Origin of the sequence: Azospira oryzae (genome assembly GCF_004217225.1) — a bacterium.
GTDB classification, from domain to species: domain Bacteria; phylum Pseudomonadota; class Gammaproteobacteria; order Burkholderiales; family Rhodocyclaceae; genus Azospira; species Azospira oryzae.
The window spans coordinates 1924637-1941236 of sequence record NZ_SHKM01000001.1; the positions used below are offsets into that span (position 1 = coordinate 1924637).

Below are 16600 nucleotides of genomic sequence, written 5' to 3' on the forward strand. Positions count from 1 at the left end.
ACCGGCCGGCCCTACAGCAGCTTCTGCAGGAACAGGGCCTGACCGGCGGCCGGATCGAGCACGTAGGGGGCGAAGCCGGCCCGCTCGTAGGCGGCCAGGGCGCGCCGGTTGTTGGACAGCACTTCCAGGGTCAGCTTGCAGCAGCCCAGTTCCCGGGCCCGCCCCTCGGCCCAGGCCAGCAGGGCCTGGCCGATGCCGGCACCGCGGCGGGCGTCGCGCACGGCGATGTCGTGGATGTTGAGCAGGGGCTTGGCGGCGAAGGTGGAAAAGCCGGCGAAGCAGTTGATCAGGCCCACGGCCTCATCCCCCTGCCAGGCCAGGGCGCTGTGGAAATGGGGCACGCCGGCCAGGGCCGGCACCAGGGCCTGCCGCACCGCCGGGTCCAGCCCGCTGCCGCCGCCCATGGGGTCCCGGGCGTAGTGGTCGAGCAGATCGAGCCAGGCCGCGGCCTGCTGCGGCTGGCTCAGGTCGGTGGGGCGGACCTCCACAGGCGGCATGGTCGGCATGGCGTCAGCCGGCCAGGGACTTGAGTTTGCCCAGCAGCTGGGGATAGCGCTTGTCGGCGGGAGCCAGGCGGTGGGCGGTTTCCAGGTGCTGGCGGATTTCGTCCACCAGGGAGGGGCTGACCACGGTGCGCTGCATGAAGGTGATGCCCATGTGGGCGAAGTTGAACAGCACCCGCACGTTGCCCGGCAGGCGCTCGCAGGCGGTGCGCATGGCTTCCATGGCCTCGTCGAACTTGCCGTCCCGGGCCAGCAGCACGCCCTGGTTCATCAGCTGCACCGCTTCCTTGCGCGAGGCTTCCACCAGGGCCACGCCCTCCTCGCTCATGGCGCCGGTGTCGAACACCTGCTGGATGCGCTGCAGCAGGATGGCGTCGTCCGGGTTGTTGCGCACTTCGCCCTGGAGCAGGGCGGCGGCCTTTTCCTTCTCGCCGGAGACCATCATCAGCTCGGCCATCTCCACCACGGCGGCGCTCTCCAGGCGGGGCGCGCCGGGCTGGGCCAGCACCTCGTCCAGCTTGAGGGCCACCTTGCGGGCGGATTCCAGGTCGCCGGCCCGGTGGTAGACCATGCCTTCGGTGGCCATGGCCTTGACCTTGACCTCCTCGGCATCGAACTGCTTGGTCAGGGTGGACAGCACCTGCAGGGCTTCCTTGCTGTTGTTCTGGGCGCTGCAGGCCCGGGCCAGGCCCAGGTAGGCGTCCGGCGTCTTCAGCACCGAGTGCTCGCCCAGGGCCACGCTCTTGCGGAAGGCCTTTTCCGCGTTTTCCACCTTGCCCAGCTGCAGGGACACTTCGCCCAGGTTCTTCTGCCGCATCACCGACAGGGGCGAGAGGCGGGCGGCGTTTTCCAGCACCTCCTCGGCCTTCTGCAGGTCGCCCCGGGCGTTGTGCACATTGGCCAGCCAGTCGTGGGCTTCCAGGTAGGTGCGGTTCTCCGCCACCAGGGTTTCCAGCAGGGCCTGGGCGTGGTCCAGCTCGCCGGCCGCCACATGCACCCGGGCCAGGCCGAGCTGGGCCCAGGGCACGTCCCGCTTGGCCAGCAGGGCGTTGTAGAGCAGGCGGGCCTGCTCGTGTTCGCCGGACACCAGCAGCAGGTGGCACTTCAGGCGCAGCAGTTCGCCCGCATTGGCCTTGTCCACCGCCAGGCGCTCGTCGCAGAGGCGGATGGCCAGGGGGAAGTCCATGGCCATGACGGCCTGGTCGATGTCCACGAAGGCGGCCTTCTTCACCCAGATCTTTTCCAGGCGCAGGCGCAGGGTGGATTCGGTGATGGGTTTGAGCAGGTAGGCGTCCGGCTGGTATTCGGCGGCGCCCATGACCACGTCGGCGGTCTTCTCGGCGGTGATCATGACCCAGGCGCAGCTGGGTCCCACCAGGTTGCGGTACTTGGCCTCCTCCAGCACCTGCTGGCCGTTCTTGCCGGCGCCCAGGTTGAAGTCGCAGAGGACGCCGTCGAAGCGGGTCTGGCTGAGCTGGCTGATGGCTTCGTTGCCGTTGGCGGCGGTGGCGATGACCTTGGGGTTCACCCCCATGGAGCGCAGGATGTCGCGCAGCACGGTGCGCATGCCCTGGAAGTCGTCGATGACGAGGAAGCTCTTGCTGCCGAAGTCGATGTTCTGGAAGTTGCTCATTGTTGTTCTGTTTTCCCTGGAGATGGGCCGCTCAGGGCAGGGTCAGGACGAAGCAGCCGCCGCCCCAGGCGCCGCCGTTTTCCAGGCGGATGGCGCCGTGGCGCCCCTTGTTGCGGTGCAGCCGGGCGGCCATGGCGGAGAAGTAGAGGCCCAGGCCGGTGCTGCCGCCCTGGAAGTCCACCCCGTTCATGGCAGCGACGCCGTCATCCAGCATCTTCTGGGGATAGCCGCGGCCGTCGTCCTCGACGCGCATTTCCAGGCCCTCCTCCGTCTCCCGCACCACCAGGCGCACCTTGCCCTTGGTGTAGTGGATGGCGTTGTTGAGGGCGTGGCCGATGATGCCGCCCACCAGGTCCGCATCGAAGGGCCACACCAGGTCCGACTCCACCACGGCCTCGAATTCCAGGCCGCGGAAGCGCAGCAGGGGCAGGTGCTGGGACACGGTCTCGGCGACGAAGTCCTCCAGCACCCAGTCCTCCGGAGCGAAGGGATAGAGGTGGTTGCCCAGCTTGTAGAGGGCCAGCAGCTGGATCAGGTTGCCGTTGATCCGCTTGGTCTCGTACATCATGTGGGTCATTTCGCCGAACTCGGGCCGGCTGGGGTCGCTGTCGGCCAGCAGCTTCTCCATGCTGCCGATGAGGATGCTGATGGAGTTCTTCATGTCGTGCACCGACGAAGCGAGGAACACCGACAGGTCGGGGGAAGTATCGGGCGGGTTCATGGGCAGTATCCTGGCGTCACCGGAAGCGGAAAAATGCCAATTTTGTCACAGAGCAGCACTAATACCAAAGTAATATCGAACACCCCGCACCAGACCGGACCGCGCCGCCTCCCCGGGCTCTGGGGCCCAGGCGGGGCGCGGCCCTGCCCTCAGCGGCCGCTTACAGCCCGAGGCGCTGCCACAGTTCGTCCACCCGGGTCTTCACCGCCTCGTCCATGACGATGGGGCGGCCCCATTCCCGGCTGGTCTCGCCGGGCCACTTGTTGGTGGCATCCAGCCCCATCTTGGAGCCGAGGCCGGCCACCGGGGAGGCGAAGTCCAGGTAGTCGATGGGGGTGTTGTCCACCAGGGTGGTGTCCCGGGTGGCATCCATGCGGGTGGTGAGGGCCCAGATCACTTCCTTCCAGTCCCGGATGTTCACGTCGTCGTCCACCACGATGATGAACTTGGTGTACATGAACTGGCGCAGGAAGCTCCAGATGCCGAACATCACCCGCTTGGCGTGGCCCGGGTACTGTTTCTTGATGCTGACCACGGCCAGGCGGTAGGAGCAGCCTTCCGGCGGCAGGTAGAAATCGACGATCTCGGTGAACTGCTTCTGCAGCAGGGGCACGAACACCTCGTTCAGCGCCACGCCCAGCACCGCGGGCTCGTCCGGCGGTTTGCCGGTGTAGGTGCTGTGGTAGAGGGGGTTCTTGCGCATGGTGATGCGCTCGACGGTGAACACCGGAAACTCGGCCTGCTCGTTGTAGTAGCCGGTGTGGTCGCCGTAGGGCCCTTCCAGGGCCGTCTCGCCGGGGTGGATCACCCCTTCCAGGACGATCTCGGCGGAGGCCGGCACCTGCAGGTCATTGCCGATGCACTTGATCAGTTCGGTCTTGGCGCCCCGCAGCAGGCCGGCGAACTGGTATTCGGAGAGGCTGTCCGGCACCGGCGTCACGGCGCCGAGAATGGTGGCCGGATCGGCTCCCAGGGCCACCGCCACCGGATAGGGCTGGCCGGGATTTTTCTGGCAGTGGTCCCGGTAATCCAGGGCCCCGCCCCGGTGGGCCAGCCAGCGCATGATGAGCTTGTTGCGGCCGATCACCTGCTGCCGGTAGATGCCCAGGTTCTGCCGCTTCTTGAAGGGGCCCCGGGTGATGGTCAGGCCCCAGGTGATCAGGGGTGCCACATCGCCGGGCCAGCAGTGCTGGATGGGCAGGCGGGAGAGATCCACCGCGTCGCCCTCCCACACCACCTCCTGGCAGGGGGCGGAGGACAGCACCTTGGGCGCCATGTTGAGCACCTGCTTGAAGAGGGGGAATTTCTCCCAGGCATCCTTCAAGCCCTTGGGCGGTTCCGGCTCCTTCAGCATAGAGAGCACCGTACCCACCTCGCGCAGGGCCGACACCGAATCCTGGCCCATGCCCATGGCGACACGCCGGGGCGTGCCGAAGAGGTTGGCCAGCACCGGAATGGTGAATTCGCCGTTAGGCCCCACCGGCTTCTCGAAGAGGATGGCCGGCCCCTCGGCCCGCAGCACCCGGTCGCAGATTTCGGTCATTTCCAGGCGGGTGTCCACGGGCACGCTGACCCGCTTCAGTTCGCCCTGCTGTTCCAGTTGCGCGGTGAAGTCGCGCAGGTCGCGGTATTTCATGGGAAGCCTATTTCAGGGGCAGCACGCCGAAGGGGTGAAGCCAGAAGTCCACGGCGATGCCGGCGAAAATGCTGGCACCGACCCAGTTGTTGTGCAGGAAGGCCTTGAAGCAGGGGCCGCCCTCCCGGGTGCGGATCAGGGTGTAGTGGTAAATGGCCAGGGCCACCGCCCCCAGCAGGCCGGCGTAGAAGGCCCAGCCCCGCTGCAGGCCGTAGCCGACCCAGGCGATGAGGGCGAAGGTAACGCCGTAGCAGAACATCACCGCCGCCACGTCGAAGCGGCCGAAGGTGATGGCGGAGGTCTTGATGCCGATCTTGAGGTCGTCGGGCCGGTCCACCATGGCGTACTCGGTGTCGTAGGCGACGGCCCAGAAGACGTTGGCCAGCAGCAGCCACCAGGCTTCCGCCGGCACCGTGCCGAGCTGGGCGGCGTAGCTCATGGGGATGCCGAAGCCGAAGGCGATGCCCAGGTAGGCCTGGGGAATGGCGAAGAAACGCTTGGTGAAGGGGTAGCTGGCGGCGAGGAACACTGCCACCGCCGCCAGGGCGAACACCAAAGGCGTCAGCAGGGGCAGCAGCAGCAGGAAGGAGAGCAGCACCAGGACGGCGAAAAGACCCAGGGCCTCCCGCGGCGACACCGTCCGGGCCGCCAGGGGGCGGCTCTTGGTGCGGGCCACGTGGGGATCGAAGTCCCGGTCGGCATAGTCGTTGATGACACAGCCGGCGGAGCGCATCAGCAGGGTGCCCAGGGCAAAGATCCACACCACCCACCACTGGGGCTGGCCCACGGCGGAAAGCCACAGGGCCCAGAGGGTCGGCCACAGCAGCAGCAGGGTGCCGATGGGCTTGTCCAGCCGCATCAGCTTTTCGTATTGGTCGAGACGGTGGCGCAGGGAAAGCGGGGCTTGGGAAGTGGTCATGGTCGGCAGGAAATCGCAGTCCGCAAGAACGGGATTTTAGTCCATCGCTCCGGGAGCGACGTGCGGCTCCACCTCGCCGCGCCGGCGGGCCAGCCACTTGCGGCCGAGGATTTCCCAGAAGACCCAGAGGCCGATGCCGGTGATGACCAGGGAGAAGATGGTTACCTGGAAGCCCTTCTGGGGATGCTCGCCCAGGGCCAGGACGCCCAGCACCAGGCTGGCCAGGCCGCCCACCAGCAAAAAGCCACCAATGGCCAAACCCACGAATCGCAACAACAGGGACACGGCAGTCCTCCCTCGGCAAAAGCCGCATCCTAACATCCGCCCCCCACCTGCCCCTAGGCGGACCAGCGGCGCTGCAGCGCGTCGGCGAAGGCGGCGGCCAGGGCCGAGGGCCGGGGCGGCAGCAGCAGGGCGGCCCGGGCCAGGGCGTCGGCATCGGCCAGGGGCACGAAATGGACCCCGGGAGTGGCCAGGGAGGCCATGGCGGCGGGCACCACGGCGATGCCGAAGCCGGCCGCCACCAGGTTGAGCATGGCCGTCTTGCGCGAAGTCACCGGCGCCAGGCGGGGCGCAAAGCCCCGGGCCAGGCAGAGGTCGGTGACCCGCCGCGCCAGGCCGCCCCGCTCCCGGTGCACGGCGAAAACGAAGCATTCGTCGGCCAGGTCGCCAAGAGCCAGCACGGACGCGCCTGCCAGGGCATGGCCGGCCGGCAGGGCCGCCCATAGCCGCTCTTCAGGCAGGGGCCTGATTTCGATACCGCCCTCCTGGCGCAGCAGGGGCAGGCGGGCCAGGCCCAGATCGGCCCGGCCCTGGGCCACCGCCTCCTGCTGCTGCTCGGAGGAGAGCCGGTCCACATCCACCCGCACCCGGGGCTGGTCCCGGGTGAAGTCCTGCAGGGCCGCCAGCAGGGGGCCGGCCAGGGGCGTGGAACTGGAGTGCAGCAGGCGCAGCACGCCGCCCTCGCCCCGGTGCAGGCGGCGGGCATCCTCGGCGGCGCTGCGCAGTTCCTCCTCCAGGCCGCCCACCCGCTGGCGAAAGAGGGCGCCGGCCTCGGTCAGGCTGACGCCCCGGGGCTCCCGGCGCAGCAGGGCGAACCCCAGTTCCTCCTCCAGCTGGGCGATCTGGCGGCTCAGGGCCGGCTGGGCCACGTGCAGGGCGGCGGCGGCCGGGGTGAAGCCCCCCAGGTCGGCGACGCTGAGGAAGTAGCGGATCTGGCGCAGGCTAGGCATAACGAATCGGCATGGATGAATGACAAATTTGATATTGGCGTTATAGCCAGACGCCAACCATCATGCAAGCCATCCGGGCCCGCCCTGTTTCGCGGCCAGCCGCCGCCGGGAGCCCGCCAGACAAGGATTCCATGCCATGCCCTTCGACACCCTGCTGCCGGCCGCCCTCCACGGCGCCCTGACGGACCAGCTGCCCGCCCCCACCGCCCTCGCCTTCGCCGCCCTGGCCCTGGTGGCGGCCTATGCCATATTCGCCCTGGTCGGCTTCGGCTCGGCCATGGTGGCCTCCGGCCCCCTGGCGGCGGTGATGCCGGTGCCCCGCATCATTCCCCTGCTGGCCCTGCTCGACTGCGCCGGGGCCGCCGGCCGGGGCTGGCGCCAGCGCCGCCACATCGACCGGGCCCAACTGCTGCGTCTGGTACCGACCATGGCCCTGGGCCAAGCCCTGGGCATCGCCCTCCTCGGGCGCCTGCCGGGCCACTGGCTGGCGGCGGCTCTTGGGCTCTTCATCCTGGCCTACGGCCTGTGGGGCTTGTGGCAGCCCCGGCCGCCGGCGCTGCTGCTGCGCTGGGGCGGGGTCTGCGGTGTGATCGGGGGGATTTTTGGCGGACTGTTCGGCAGTGGCGGCTTTCTCTACGCCGCCTATCTCAGCCGCCAGCCCCTGGAGCGGGAGGTATTCCGCGCCACCCAGGCGGTGCTGATGGCCCTCAGCACCGGGCTGCGGGTGATCCTGTGCGCCCTGGCCGGGCTGCTGGACCCGAGCCTGCTGTTGCTGGCCCTGCTGGCGGTGCCGCCTATGCTGCTCGGCACCTGGCTGGGCCACCACCTGGACCTGCGGCTGTCGCCGGAGCGCTTCCTGCGCCTGCTCAACGGCACCCTGGCGGCCGCCGGCCTGGGCCTGCTGGCCCGGGCCGCCCTGGGCTAGGAACGGCAGCCCCGGGCCGGCGCTCCTCCGTCAGGTACGGAAGTGGTGCACCGAGTCGCTCAGGCTGCGGGCCAGCTGCTGCAGCTGGGCCACGGCACCGGCACTGGCCTGGACGGCGGAACTGTTCTGCTCGCTGATCTGGGCGATGAGCTCGATGCGGCGGGCGATCTCGGTGCTGGCGGCGCTCTGCTCCTGCAGGGCATCGCCGATTTCGTGCACGGCGCCGACCACCTTGTCGGCATAGCCGTGCAGGGCGGAAATGGTGCTGCCGGCCTCGGCCACCTTGCCCGATTCGCCCTGGACCAGGGTCACACCCCGCTCCATGTGCTCCACCGCCTGCTGGATGCCGTTGCGCACCACATCGACGGTGACGCCGATTTCCACGGTGGACTGGGCGGTGCGTTCGGCCAGCTTGCGCACCTCGTCGGCCACCACGGCGAAACCGCGCCCCTGTTCGCCGGCCCGGGCCGCCTCGATGGCGGCATTGAGGGCCAGCAGGTTGGTCTGGTCCGCCACTTCCTTGATCACGCCGACCACGGCGGCAATCTTTTCCGACTCGTGTTCCAGGGTGGCGATGCCCTGGGCCGACTCGGTGACGGAGGAGGCCACCCGTCCCATGCCTTGCACCACATTGCCCACCACCTCGTTGCCCTGGTGCGCCATGCGCCCCGATTCCTGGGCGTAGGAGCGGGCCTCGGCGGAATGGTCGCGCACCTGGGAAATGCCCACGGTCATCTCTTCCATGGCCGCGGCCACGGCGGACACCGCCTCGGTCTGTTCCGAGGTGCGCCCCACCACTTCCTCGGAGCTGCGCGCCAGGGTCTCGGCGGAGGCCAGGAGGGAATCGGCGTTCTGCCGGATCTGGGCCACCATGGCGGCCAGGCGGGTCTGCATGGAGGCCATGGCGGCCATCACGCTGCCCTCCTGGGGATTGGCGATGTGCAGGGTGAGATTGCCGGCAGCCACCTGCTCGGCCACCTGCATCACCTCGGAAGGATCGCCGCCCAGCTGGCGCCCCACCACCTGCAGCACCCGGGCCAGGAGGACGATGGCGATGACGATACTGGCCAGGGCCAGGCCGATCACCAGCCGCTCGGTACGCTCGATCTCGGCGATGCCCGCTTCCTTGCTCTCGTCCAGCTGGATCTTCATGGCCTTCATCTGGTCCAGCAGATGGCCGCGGATCTTGCGCCAGAGGGGCGTCTCGCTGCTGTTGATGAGGGCCACCGCCTCGCTGCCGGCACCGCCCACCGCCGTCTCCACCACCTTGTCGATGAGGCTGCGCCGCTCCGCCGCCAGGGCCGCCACTTCCTGCAGCACCTTGGCCACCGGCGCCTCCGCCGGCACCAGGGCGCGGGCGTTCTGATAGTAGCCGTCGAACTCTTCCAGGGCCTTCTTCAGGTTGCCGTGACCGGTCTTGTTGGCCGGGTCCAGCACCACATTACGCAGGGCCTGGCCGCTCTGCAGCCCCTGGGCGTACATGCCGACGATGGCCCGTTCCAGGGCCATGTCCACCTCCACGTGGCGGATGAAGGTCTCCTTGGTCTGGTGCAGACCGTAGAGGCCGAAGCCGGTGGCCAGTAAAAAAATGGCAAACACCACCCCCATGGCCCGTGCGATACGCGCTTTCAATCCCATGCCAGATATTCCATTCGATTATTAGAGTATTGGAAGATTAGAACTTGCCAGCGGAATGATAGGGGCAAGCGCCTGGATTAACCAAGTGCCACTCATCCCGACGGGAGTACCGTACGGCGCACCCCATAATACTCAGACAGAGGGTTCGCCAGGCTTCCGCCACAGCCAGTTACGGCAGGCGATCAGGAAATCAGGCGCCCGCAGGCAAAGGAAGATACAGACCACGCCATTGAGCAGGGCCGCCAGCAGGAACAACCGGGGAATAGAGAGGCTGGCACCCAGCAGGGCACCGGCGGCGAGGGAGCCGACCACCATGAACAGGGCATTGAGGATGTTGTTGGCGGCGATGATGCGGGCCCGGCAAGCCGGTTCGCCTCGCACCTGCAGCAGGGCGTAGAGGGGCACGATGAAAAGGCCGCCGCAGACACCGATACCGAACAGGGCCAACATCACCGGCAGCAGGCCGGCACTGGCCAGCAAGGCTCCCAGGGCCAGGGGCGCACCGGCCGGCGGCGTCGCCGGGGAGACCAGGGCAACAGCTACGCCGAACAGGGTCAGCCCCAGTCCGCCCAGGGGCACCAGGCCCAGCTCCAGGCGGCGGGCAGAGAGGCGTTCACAAAGCAGGGAGCCGACGCCGATGCCGACGCTGAAGGTGGCCAGCAGCAGGGTCACGGTGGACTCGCCGCCCCCCAGCACCTGCTTGGCGAAGGCCGGAAACTGGGCCAAAAACAGGGCGCCGTAGAGCCAGAACCAGGAGATGGCCAGGATGGCGAGGAACAGCCGCCCATCCTGCCGGGCAAAGCCGATGTTGCGCCAGGTCTCCGAGAAAGGATTGGGGTTAAGCCGCAGCCCGGGTACCGGCGCCGGCGCCGACGGAATGGCCCGGCTGCACAGATAACCGGCCACGGCCACCACCAGGCCGCCCAGGCTGATCCAGCCGGGAGCGTTGCCGAGCCCGGCCAGGATGCCGCCGGCCAGGGTACCGAGCAGGATGGCGACGAAGGTGGCCGCCTCCACTAGGGCATTGCCGCCCACCAGTTCCTCCGGATAGAGATGCTGGGGCAGGATGGCGTACTTCACCGGTCCGAACAGGGTGGAATGGCAGCCCAGCAGGAACAGGGCCCCCAGCAACACGGGCAGGCTGTGCAGGACGAAGCCCAGGGTCGCCACCGCCATGATGGCGATTTCCAGCAGCTTCACCAGGCGGGCCAGGGCCGCCCTGTCGTACTTGTCGGCCAGCTGGCCGGCGCTGGCGGAGAAGAGGAAGAAGGGCAGGATGAAGATGCCTGCCGCCAGGTTGGCCAGGAGGCCCGGATCGAGGGCCGTCCAACTGGCGGCCTGGAAGGTCAGCAGCACCACCAGGGCGTTCTTGAACAGGTTGTCGTTGAAGGCTCCGAGGAACTGGGTACCGAAGAAGGGCAGGAAGCGGCGTTGCCGCAGCAGGCCGAACTGGCCGGCCATGCTCAGCGGCCCCGGGCCTTGGGCGCGGCCTTACCTCCCGGCCGCCCGGCCCCGCGCCGGCCGCCCGGGGCCTTGGCACTGCCGGGGCCCTTGCCCCGGGTGGGCCCGCTGCCGATGCCGTAGTCCAGGTGCCTGGGCATTTTCGGCTTCTTCGGCTTCTTGATCACCTGGCCGGCGGGGCCGGTCTCTGGCACCCGGTGGTCCGGCTCGAAGCCGTGCTGTTCGATGCGGGAAAGGGGCTGGCCGATCAGCACCTCGATGGCGCCGAGCAGGTTCACTTCGTCGGCGCAGACCAGGGACACGGCCTCGCCGCTGGCGCCAGCCCGGGCGGTGCGGCCGATGCGGTGCACGTAGTCTTCGGGGACGATGGGCAGGTCGAAGTTGACCACCCGGGGCAGGTCGTCGATGTCCAGGCCGCGGGAGGCCACGTCGGTGGCCACCAGCACCCGCACCTGGCCGGCCTTGAAGCTTTCCAGGGCGCGCAGGCGGGCCGGCTGGGGCTTGTCCCCGTGGATCGATTCGGCGGCAATGCCCTTGGCCGTGAGGGTCTCCACCAGCTCATCGACGCCCTTGCGCGTCTTGACGAAGACCAGCACCTGGTCCCACTTCTTGTGCTTGTAGAGATGGCAGAACAGGGCGCTCTTGCGCTTCTTGTCCACCGGCACCACCCACTGCTTGATGCCCCGGGCAGTGGCGTTGGGCCGGGCCGTCTCGATGGAGAGGGGCTTTTTCAGCAGCTGGTTGGCCATGCTGCGGATGGCGTCGGAGAAGGTGGCGGAGAAAAGCAGGGTCTGGCGCTGCTTCGGCAGCAGGGCGAAGAGGGCATTCAGCTCCCGGGCGAAGCCCAGGTCCAGCATGCGGTCGGCCTCGTCCAGCACCAGGGTGCGCACCTGGTCGAAACGCACCGCGTTCTGCCGGTGCAGGTCCAGCAGGCGGCCCGGGGTGGCCACCAGGATGTCCACGCCCTTGCGCAGCTTCATCATCTGGGGATTGATGCTGACCCCGCCATAGACGGCGTAGCTGCGCAGCACCAGGAACTGGCCGTAGGCGATGAAGCTGTCGCACACCTGCTGGGCCAGCTCCCGGGTCGGCACCAGGATCAGGGCCCGGGTGCTGTTGCTGGCGGTGGGCTCCGGATCGTGGGCCAGCCGCTGCAACAGGGGCAGGGCGAAGCTGGCGGTCTTGCCGGTGCCGGTCTGGGCCGCCGCCATCAGGTCGCCCCCGGCCAGGACGGCGGGAATGGCTTTCTCCTGGACCGGGGTCGGGGTCTGGTAGCCGAGCACGTCGAGGGCTTCCAGCAGGGGCGGCACGAGGTCGAGATCGGCGAAGGTCATGGGCGGTGTTTGGCTGGACATAGGGATTGCAGAATAAGGGGCGGTGCGGCTCAGTCGGCCAGGGGGCCGGCATGGGCGCCGTGGGTGGCCTCGAAGCGGCGGGCCAGTTCCTGACGCAGCTGGCGGCGGGTGCAGGCGGCCTCGAAGCGGCGAAGCTCGTCCGGCGTCCGGGGCTCCAGGGGCGTCACCGGGGTCGGCTTGCCCTGGTCGTCCACCGCCACCATGGTGAAGAAGCAGCTGTTGGCGTGGCGCACCACCTGGGAGCGGATATCCTCCGCCACCACCTTGATGCCCACTTCCATGGAGGAAGTGCCGGTGTGGTTCACGCTGGCCAGGAAGGTCACCAGCTCGCCGACGTGGATGGGCTGGCGGAACATCACCTGGTCCACCGAGAGGGTCACCACATAGGCGCCGGCGTAGCGGCTGGCACAGGCGTAGGCCACCTGATCGAGCAGCTTGAGGACGGCGCCGCCGTGTACCTTGCCGCTGAAGTTGGCCATGTCCGGCGTCATCAGCACGGTCATCGACAATTGGTGGTTGGGCAGGTTCATGGCAGGACTCGCGAGGCAGAATGAGAAAGCGGGAAGCGGGACGAAACGGCTGGCGCGGCACCGCGGCGCTATTGTACCCGGGGCTGCAGCAGGCCGCCGGTCAGGCCTTGAGCAGCTCTTCCCGGCTGCCCAGCCAGCGCCGCAGATGGCGCTCGGCCCGGGGCGGATCGTCCCGCAGCAGGCGTTCGGCCAGATCCCGCGCCAGCTCCACCAGGTCGGCGTCCATTTCCAGGTCGGCGTAGCGAAGCAGGGGCACGCCGCTCTGGCGGGCGCCGACGAACTCGCCGGGGCCGCGCAGCTGCAGGTCCTGACGGGCGATTTCGAAACCGTCGGTGTTCTCGTAGATGATTTTCAGGCGGGCCCGCCCGGTCTGGGACAGGGGTGTGGCGTAGAGCAGGACGCAGGCCGACTCGTGGGCGCCCCGGCCCACCCGGCCCCGCAGCTGGTGCAGCTGGGCCAGGCCGAAGCGCTCCGCATGCTCGATCACCATGAGGCTGGCGTTGGGCACGTCCACCCCCACCTCGATCACCGTGGTGGCCACCAGCACCTGGATCTCCCCGGCGGCGAAGGCGGCCATGGTGGCGGCCTTCTCGTCGGGCTTGAGACGGCCGTGCACCAGGCCCACCGACAGTCCTTCCAGCTCCTCGGCCAGGATGGCGTGGGTGTCGATGGCGGCCTGCAGGTCCAGCTTCTCGCTTTCCTCGATCAGGGGACAGACCCAGTAGGCCTGGCGCCCGCTCTCCACGGCGTGGCGCACCGCCCCCACCACCTCGTCGCGACGGGCGTCAGAGACCAGCTTGGTGCGGATGGGGGTGCGCCCCGGCGGCAGTTCGTCGATCACCGAGACATCCAGGTCGGCGTAGTAGCTCATGGCCAGGGTGCGGGGGATGGGCGTGGCGGACATCATCAGCTGATGCGGGATGCCGGCCTTGCCCTTCTTGCGCAGTTCCAGGCGCTGGGCCACGCCGAAGCGGTGCTGCTCGTCCACGATGGCCAGCCCCAGGCGCAGGAAATCCACGTCGGCCTGGATCAGGGCGTGGGTGCCCACCACCAGCTGGGCGCCGGCGGCGGCCTCCTGCTGGGCGGCTTTTTTCTTCGCCGACTTGAGGCTGCCGGAGAGCCAGGCGACGGTAATGCCGAGGGGCTCCAGCCAGGCCGAGAGCTTCTTGTAATGCTGCTCGGCGAGGATTTCCGTGGGCGCCATGAAAGCCGCCTGCCAGCCGCACTCGATGGCCTGGCAGGCGGCCAGGGCGGCGACGATGGTCTTGCCGCTGCCCACGTCCCCCTGCAGCAGGCGCTGCATGGGATGGGCCTCGGCCAGGTCCCGGGCGATCTCCTGCCACACCCGCTGCTGGGCCCCGGTGAGCTGGAAGGAAAGCTGGGCGAGCAGCTGCCGCGCCAGGGCGCCGGGGGCATCCAGCCGCGGCGCTCCCTTTTCCCGCCGCGCCAGGTAGGCCCGGCGCAGGGACAGTTGCTGGGCCAGCAGCTCGTCGAACTTGATGCGGCGCCAGGCCGGGTGGCGGTGGTTCTGCAGGGCAAATTCATCGACCCCGGGGGGCGGCGCGTGCAGCAGTCGGGCGCTGGCAGCGAAGGGCTCCAGGTCCAGGGCCTGCAGCTGCGCCTCGTCCAGGGTGTCGGCCAGGTCGGACTCGGCCAGGGCCTTGCCGATAAGCTTGCGCAGGGCGGACTGGGCCAGGCCGGCAGTGGTGGGATAGACCGGCGTCAGGGACTGGGGCAGGGCACTCCCCTCCTCCACCGACTTGTAGCGGGGATGGACCATCTCGCTACCGAAGAAGCCGCCCCGGATCTCGCCGAAGACCCGCAGCTTGCGGCCCTCGTCCCGGGCCGTTTCCAGCTGCTTGACCTGACTGCCGTAGAAATTGAGGAAGCGCAGCCACAGTTCCCCCGAGTCGTCCTCGCAGCGGGCCACCAGCTGGCGCCGGGGGCGGAACTGGATGGAGACGTCGGTGACCCGCACCTCCACCTGCACCGGCTCGTCCCAGGGCGCCTCATTGACCGGCACCACCGCCGTCTCGTCCTCGTAGCGCAGGGGAAAATGCAGCAGCAGATCGTTGCGCGAGTGCAGCCCCAGCTTGCCCAGCTTCTGCTGCAGGGCGCTGGCCCCCTTGGCTGGCGCCTTGGCGGCCTTGGCCGGCCCGGCCTTCTTTTCCGCCAAGACGGTTCTGCGCTTTAGCCGAGCACCAGCACGGCGTCGGCTTCCACCAGGGCGCCCCGGGGCAGGGAGGCAACGCCGACGGCGGCCCGGGCGGGATAGGGCTGGCTGAAGTAACGGGCCATGACCTCGTTCACCTTGGCGAAATTGCCCAGATCGGTGAGGTACACATTGAGCTTGACCGTGTCGGACAGGGAGCCGCCGGCGGCCTCGGCCACGGCCTTGAGGTTGTCGAAGACGCGCACGATCTGGGCGTCGATGCCTTCCACCATCTGCATGGAAGCCGGGTCCAGGCCGATCTGGCCGGAGAGATAAACGGTGTCGCCAGCCTTCACTGCCTGGGAGTAGGTGCCGATGGCGGCGGGAGCCTTGTCGGTGGCGATGATCGTTTTGGCCATTTTGCTGTCCTTTAGAATGAAGCCTTGGAAAAAAGGAAATGGTAAATGACGACAGCGATCATCGCCAATCTGGAAAAGCTGCTGGACGGTCCCCGGGACGGGGCCCTGCTGCGCTATTCCCTGGGCAACGAGTGGCTCAAGGCCGAACAGTGGGAGCAGGCCGCGGCCCGCTTCCGGGAAGCGGTGGACAAGGACCCCAAGTACTCCGCCGCCTGGAAGCTGCTGGGCAAGGCCCTGGCCGAGGGCGGCCGGCCGGCGGAAGCCCTGGCCGCCTACCGGCAGGGCATTACGGTGGCGGAGGGACGGGGGGACGTGCAGGCGGCCAAGGAAATGACGGTCTTCGCCCGCCGCCTGGAAAAGCTGCTGCAGTCGCCTGATACCGGCCCGGATCAGACCTGAGGCGAAGCCTGCTGCTGCATCCGGCCTGGAAGGCAGAAAGGACGCCGCTCCTGGTCATGGCATGGCCAGGAGGCGCATCCCGCCTGCCTCTCCCGGCAGGTCGTTTTCAATCTTGAGGCAATGCCGGCACCGCGACGGGCTCCGGCTGCTGCTTGCATCAGGCAGCAGCGGCCGGCCCGGCAAGGTGGGTGCCGGGACCGCCGCCCGCCCTTAGCGACGGTTGCCGGCGGGGGGCACCAGCACCGAGTCGATGCCCAGGGCCTTGAGCTTGGCCCGGGCCGCGTCGGCCTCTTCCTTGGACTTGAAGGGCCCCACGTTCACCCGGGATTCGATATTGGAGGGAATGCCGTTCAGCTGCAGCTTGGCGTGCAGTTCCTCGGCCCGCTCGGTGCTGCTGAAGACGCCGGCCTGCACCACGTAGCCGGAGAAGAGGCGGGGCGGCAGGGGCTGGGGCCGTACCGGCATCGGCTGCACGTTGGCCGGTGCCGCCGCCGGGGCCGGCTGGGCGGCAGGCGTGGTGCCGGCCGGCGCCGCAGCGGCAGGCGCGGGCGTGACGCTGGCCACGGTGCCCTGACGGCCCTGGGCCGGCTGGCGGCCGTTGCTCACCGGGCCGGAGGTGGCGCCGCGGATGGGCTGGGCGGCATGGGGCGTCGTTTGCAGGGCCGGTTTGGCGGCCACCTGGGGCGGCGGCGGCAGTTCGGGGGCCGGCTGGCCCTTGGTCACCGGCGCGGCGGACAGTTCGGGTTCGGCCGCCTTTTCCTCGGCCTTGGCTTCTTCGGCGGGCGGCGCCACGGGTTCCACCGGCTTCACCGGCTGGGCCACTTCCTTCGGTGCCGGTGCCGGCGCCACGGCCACTTCCTCTTCTTCCGGGGCCTTGGAGAGATGGTCGAACAGGGCCAGGGCGGCCAGCAGCACGGCGATCATGACGCCGGCGAAGGCCATGCGCCGCCCCAGGCGCTGCTTGATCTCGTCCTGGGGATCGACGGCGGGCGCTTCCTTGCGCTTGGCGGCCGTCTTGGCGCCGGTCGCCTTGGTCGCCGGTTTCTTTTCTGCCATGGTGGTCCCTTTCCCTGGTTA

General features: G+C 68.8%; 16 protein-coding genes. 2 read left to right on the forward strand and 14 right to left on the reverse strand.

Going from position 1 to position 16600, the window contains the following annotated elements:
• Window positions 1-11: 11 nt before the first annotated feature.
• The 7 genes from EV678_RS08815 to EV678_RS08845 form a co-directional block, all read right to left on the reverse strand.
• A complete protein-coding gene (locus EV678_RS08815; protein ID WP_235832421.1) occupies window positions 12-506 on the reverse strand; it encodes a GNAT family N-acetyltransferase in 495 nt (164 codons plus the stop codon).
• 4 nt (window positions 507-510) lie between these two features.
• A complete protein-coding gene (locus EV678_RS08820) occupies window positions 511-2136 on the reverse strand; it encodes a tetratricopeptide repeat-containing response regulator (protein WP_014235420.1) in 1626 nt (541 codons plus the stop codon).
• A 31-nt stretch (window positions 2137-2167) separates the two neighbouring features.
• Window positions 2168-2857, reverse strand: coding sequence for a sensor histidine kinase (locus tag EV678_RS08825; RefSeq protein ID WP_130459209.1), 690 nt, complete (start codon window positions 2855-2857; stop codon window positions 2168-2170).
• Window positions 2858-3017: 160 nt separating this feature from the next.
• Entirely contained in the window at window positions 3018-4493 is a 1476-nt protein-coding gene (gene ubiD, locus EV678_RS08830) for a 4-hydroxy-3-polyprenylbenzoate decarboxylase (RefSeq protein ID WP_130459210.1), read from the reverse strand.
• A gap of 7 nt (window positions 4494-4500) precedes the next feature.
• Complete coding sequence (gene ubiA / locus EV678_RS08835) at window positions 4501-5412, reverse strand: 4-hydroxybenzoate octaprenyltransferase (protein WP_130459211.1); 912 nt, start codon at window positions 5410-5412, stop codon at window positions 4501-4503.
• A gap of 36 nt (window positions 5413-5448) precedes the next feature.
• Window positions 5449-5697: a hypothetical protein gene (locus EV678_RS08840; protein WP_014235424.1), complete on the reverse strand. Its 249-nt coding sequence runs from the start codon at window positions 5695-5697 to the stop codon at window positions 5449-5451.
• 53 nt (window positions 5698-5750) lie between these two features.
• The gene (locus EV678_RS08845; RefSeq protein ID WP_130459212.1) at window positions 5751-6644 is read right to left on the reverse strand and encodes a LysR family transcriptional regulator; all 894 of its coding nucleotides are present in this window, start codon (window positions 6642-6644) and stop codon (window positions 5751-5753) included.
• A 136-nt stretch (window positions 6645-6780) separates the two neighbouring features.
• Between EV678_RS08845 and EV678_RS08850 the strand changes: the two genes are divergently transcribed.
• The gene (locus tag EV678_RS08850; protein ID WP_130459213.1) at window positions 6781-7569 is read left to right on the forward strand and encodes a sulfite exporter TauE/SafE family protein; all 789 of its coding nucleotides are present in this window, start codon (window positions 6781-6783) and stop codon (window positions 7567-7569) included.
• A gap of 30 nt (window positions 7570-7599) precedes the next feature.
• Here the strand turns inward: EV678_RS08850 and EV678_RS08855 are convergent, their stop codons facing one another.
• The 6 genes from EV678_RS08855 to EV678_RS08880 all read right to left on the reverse strand — a co-directional run bounded on the left by EV678_RS08855 (window position 7600) and on the right by EV678_RS08880 (window position 15124).
• A complete protein-coding gene (locus EV678_RS08855) occupies window positions 7600-9207 on the reverse strand; it encodes a methyl-accepting chemotaxis protein (protein ID WP_130459214.1) in 1608 nt (535 codons plus the stop codon).
• Between the two features lie 132 nt (window positions 9208-9339).
• Window positions 9340-10668, reverse strand: a complete 1329-nt coding sequence (locus EV678_RS08860; protein WP_130459215.1) for an MFS transporter — start codon at window positions 10666-10668, stop codon at window positions 9340-9342.
• A 2-nt stretch (window positions 10669-10670) separates the two neighbouring features.
• The gene (locus tag EV678_RS08865; RefSeq protein ID WP_235832422.1) at window positions 10671-12023 is read right to left on the reverse strand and encodes a DEAD/DEAH box helicase; all 1353 of its coding nucleotides are present in this window, start codon (window positions 12021-12023) and stop codon (window positions 10671-10673) included.
• A gap of 29 nt (window positions 12024-12052) precedes the next feature.
• A complete protein-coding gene (locus EV678_RS08870) occupies window positions 12053-12553 on the reverse strand; it encodes an acyl-CoA thioesterase (protein WP_130459216.1) in 501 nt (166 codons plus the stop codon).
• 100 nt (window positions 12554-12653) lie between these two features.
• Window positions 12654-14729 carry an ATP-dependent DNA helicase RecG gene (gene recG, locus EV678_RS08875; RefSeq protein WP_130459217.1) on the reverse strand — a complete coding sequence of 692 codons (2076 nt, stop codon included), beginning with the start codon at window positions 14727-14729 and terminating at the stop codon, window positions 12654-12656.
• A gap of 14 nt (window positions 14730-14743) precedes the next feature.
• On the reverse strand, window positions 14744-15124 hold the full coding sequence (locus EV678_RS08880) for a RidA family protein (RefSeq protein WP_130459218.1): 381 nt from the start codon (window positions 15122-15124) through the stop codon (window positions 14744-14746).
• A gap of 45 nt (window positions 15125-15169) precedes the next feature.
• Here EV678_RS08880 and EV678_RS08885 point away from each other — a divergent pair, with 45 nt between their 5' ends.
• Window positions 15170-15523: a tetratricopeptide repeat protein gene (locus EV678_RS08885; RefSeq protein ID WP_130459219.1), complete on the forward strand. Its 354-nt coding sequence runs from the start codon at window positions 15170-15172 to the stop codon at window positions 15521-15523.
• Window positions 15524-15733: 210 nt separating this feature from the next.
• Here EV678_RS08885 and EV678_RS08890 read toward each other — a convergent pair whose 3' ends face one another.
• Entirely contained in the window at window positions 15734-16579 is an 846-nt protein-coding gene (locus tag EV678_RS08890; RefSeq protein ID WP_130459220.1) for an SPOR domain-containing protein, read from the reverse strand.
• Window positions 16580-16600 lie beyond the last annotated feature (21 nt).

Coding starts and splice junctions, on each gene's coding strand:
- EV678_RS08815 (WP_235832421.1), bottom strand. CDS start 506: ATGCCGACCATGCCGCCTGTGGAGGTCCGCCCCACCGACCTGAGCCAG.
- EV678_RS08820 (WP_014235420.1), bottom strand. CDS start 2,136: ATGAGCAACTTCCAGAACATCGACTTCGGCAGCAAGAGCTTCCTCGTC.
- EV678_RS08825 (WP_130459209.1), bottom strand. CDS start 2,857: ATGAACCCGCCCGATACTTCCCCCGACCTGTCGGTGTTCCTCGCTTCG.
- ubiD (WP_130459210.1), bottom strand. CDS start 4,493: ATGAAATACCGCGACCTGCGCGACTTCACCGCGCAACTGGAACAGCAG.
- ubiA (WP_130459211.1), bottom strand. CDS start 5,412: ATGACCACTTCCCAAGCCCCGCTTTCCCTGCGCCACCGTCTCGACCAA.
- EV678_RS08845 (WP_130459212.1), bottom strand. CDS start 6,644: ATGCCTAGCCTGCGCCAGATCCGCTACTTCCTCAGCGTCGCCGACCTG.
- EV678_RS08850 (WP_130459213.1), top strand. CDS start 6,781: ATGCCCTTCGACACCCTGCTGCCGGCCGCCCTCCACGGCGCCCTGACG.
- EV678_RS08855 (WP_130459214.1), bottom strand. CDS start 9,207: ATGGGATTGAAAGCGCGTATCGCACGGGCCATGGGGGTGGTGTTTGCC.
- EV678_RS08860 (WP_130459215.1), bottom strand. CDS start 10,668: ATGGCCGGCCAGTTCGGCCTGCTGCGGCAACGCCGCTTCCTGCCCTTC.
- EV678_RS08865 (WP_235832422.1), bottom strand. CDS start 12,023: ATGTCCAGCCAAACACCGCCCATGACCTTCGCCGATCTCGACCTCGTG.
- EV678_RS08870 (WP_130459216.1), bottom strand. CDS start 12,553: ATGAACCTGCCCAACCACCAATTGTCGATGACCGTGCTGATGACGCCG.
- EV678_RS08880 (WP_130459218.1), bottom strand. CDS start 15,124: ATGGCCAAAACGATCATCGCCACCGACAAGGCTCCCGCCGCCATCGGC.
- EV678_RS08885 (WP_130459219.1), top strand. CDS start 15,170: ATGACGACAGCGATCATCGCCAATCTGGAAAAGCTGCTGGACGGTCCC.
- EV678_RS08890 (WP_130459220.1), bottom strand. CDS start 16,579: ATGGCAGAAAAGAAACCGGCGACCAAGGCGACCGGCGCCAAGACGGCC.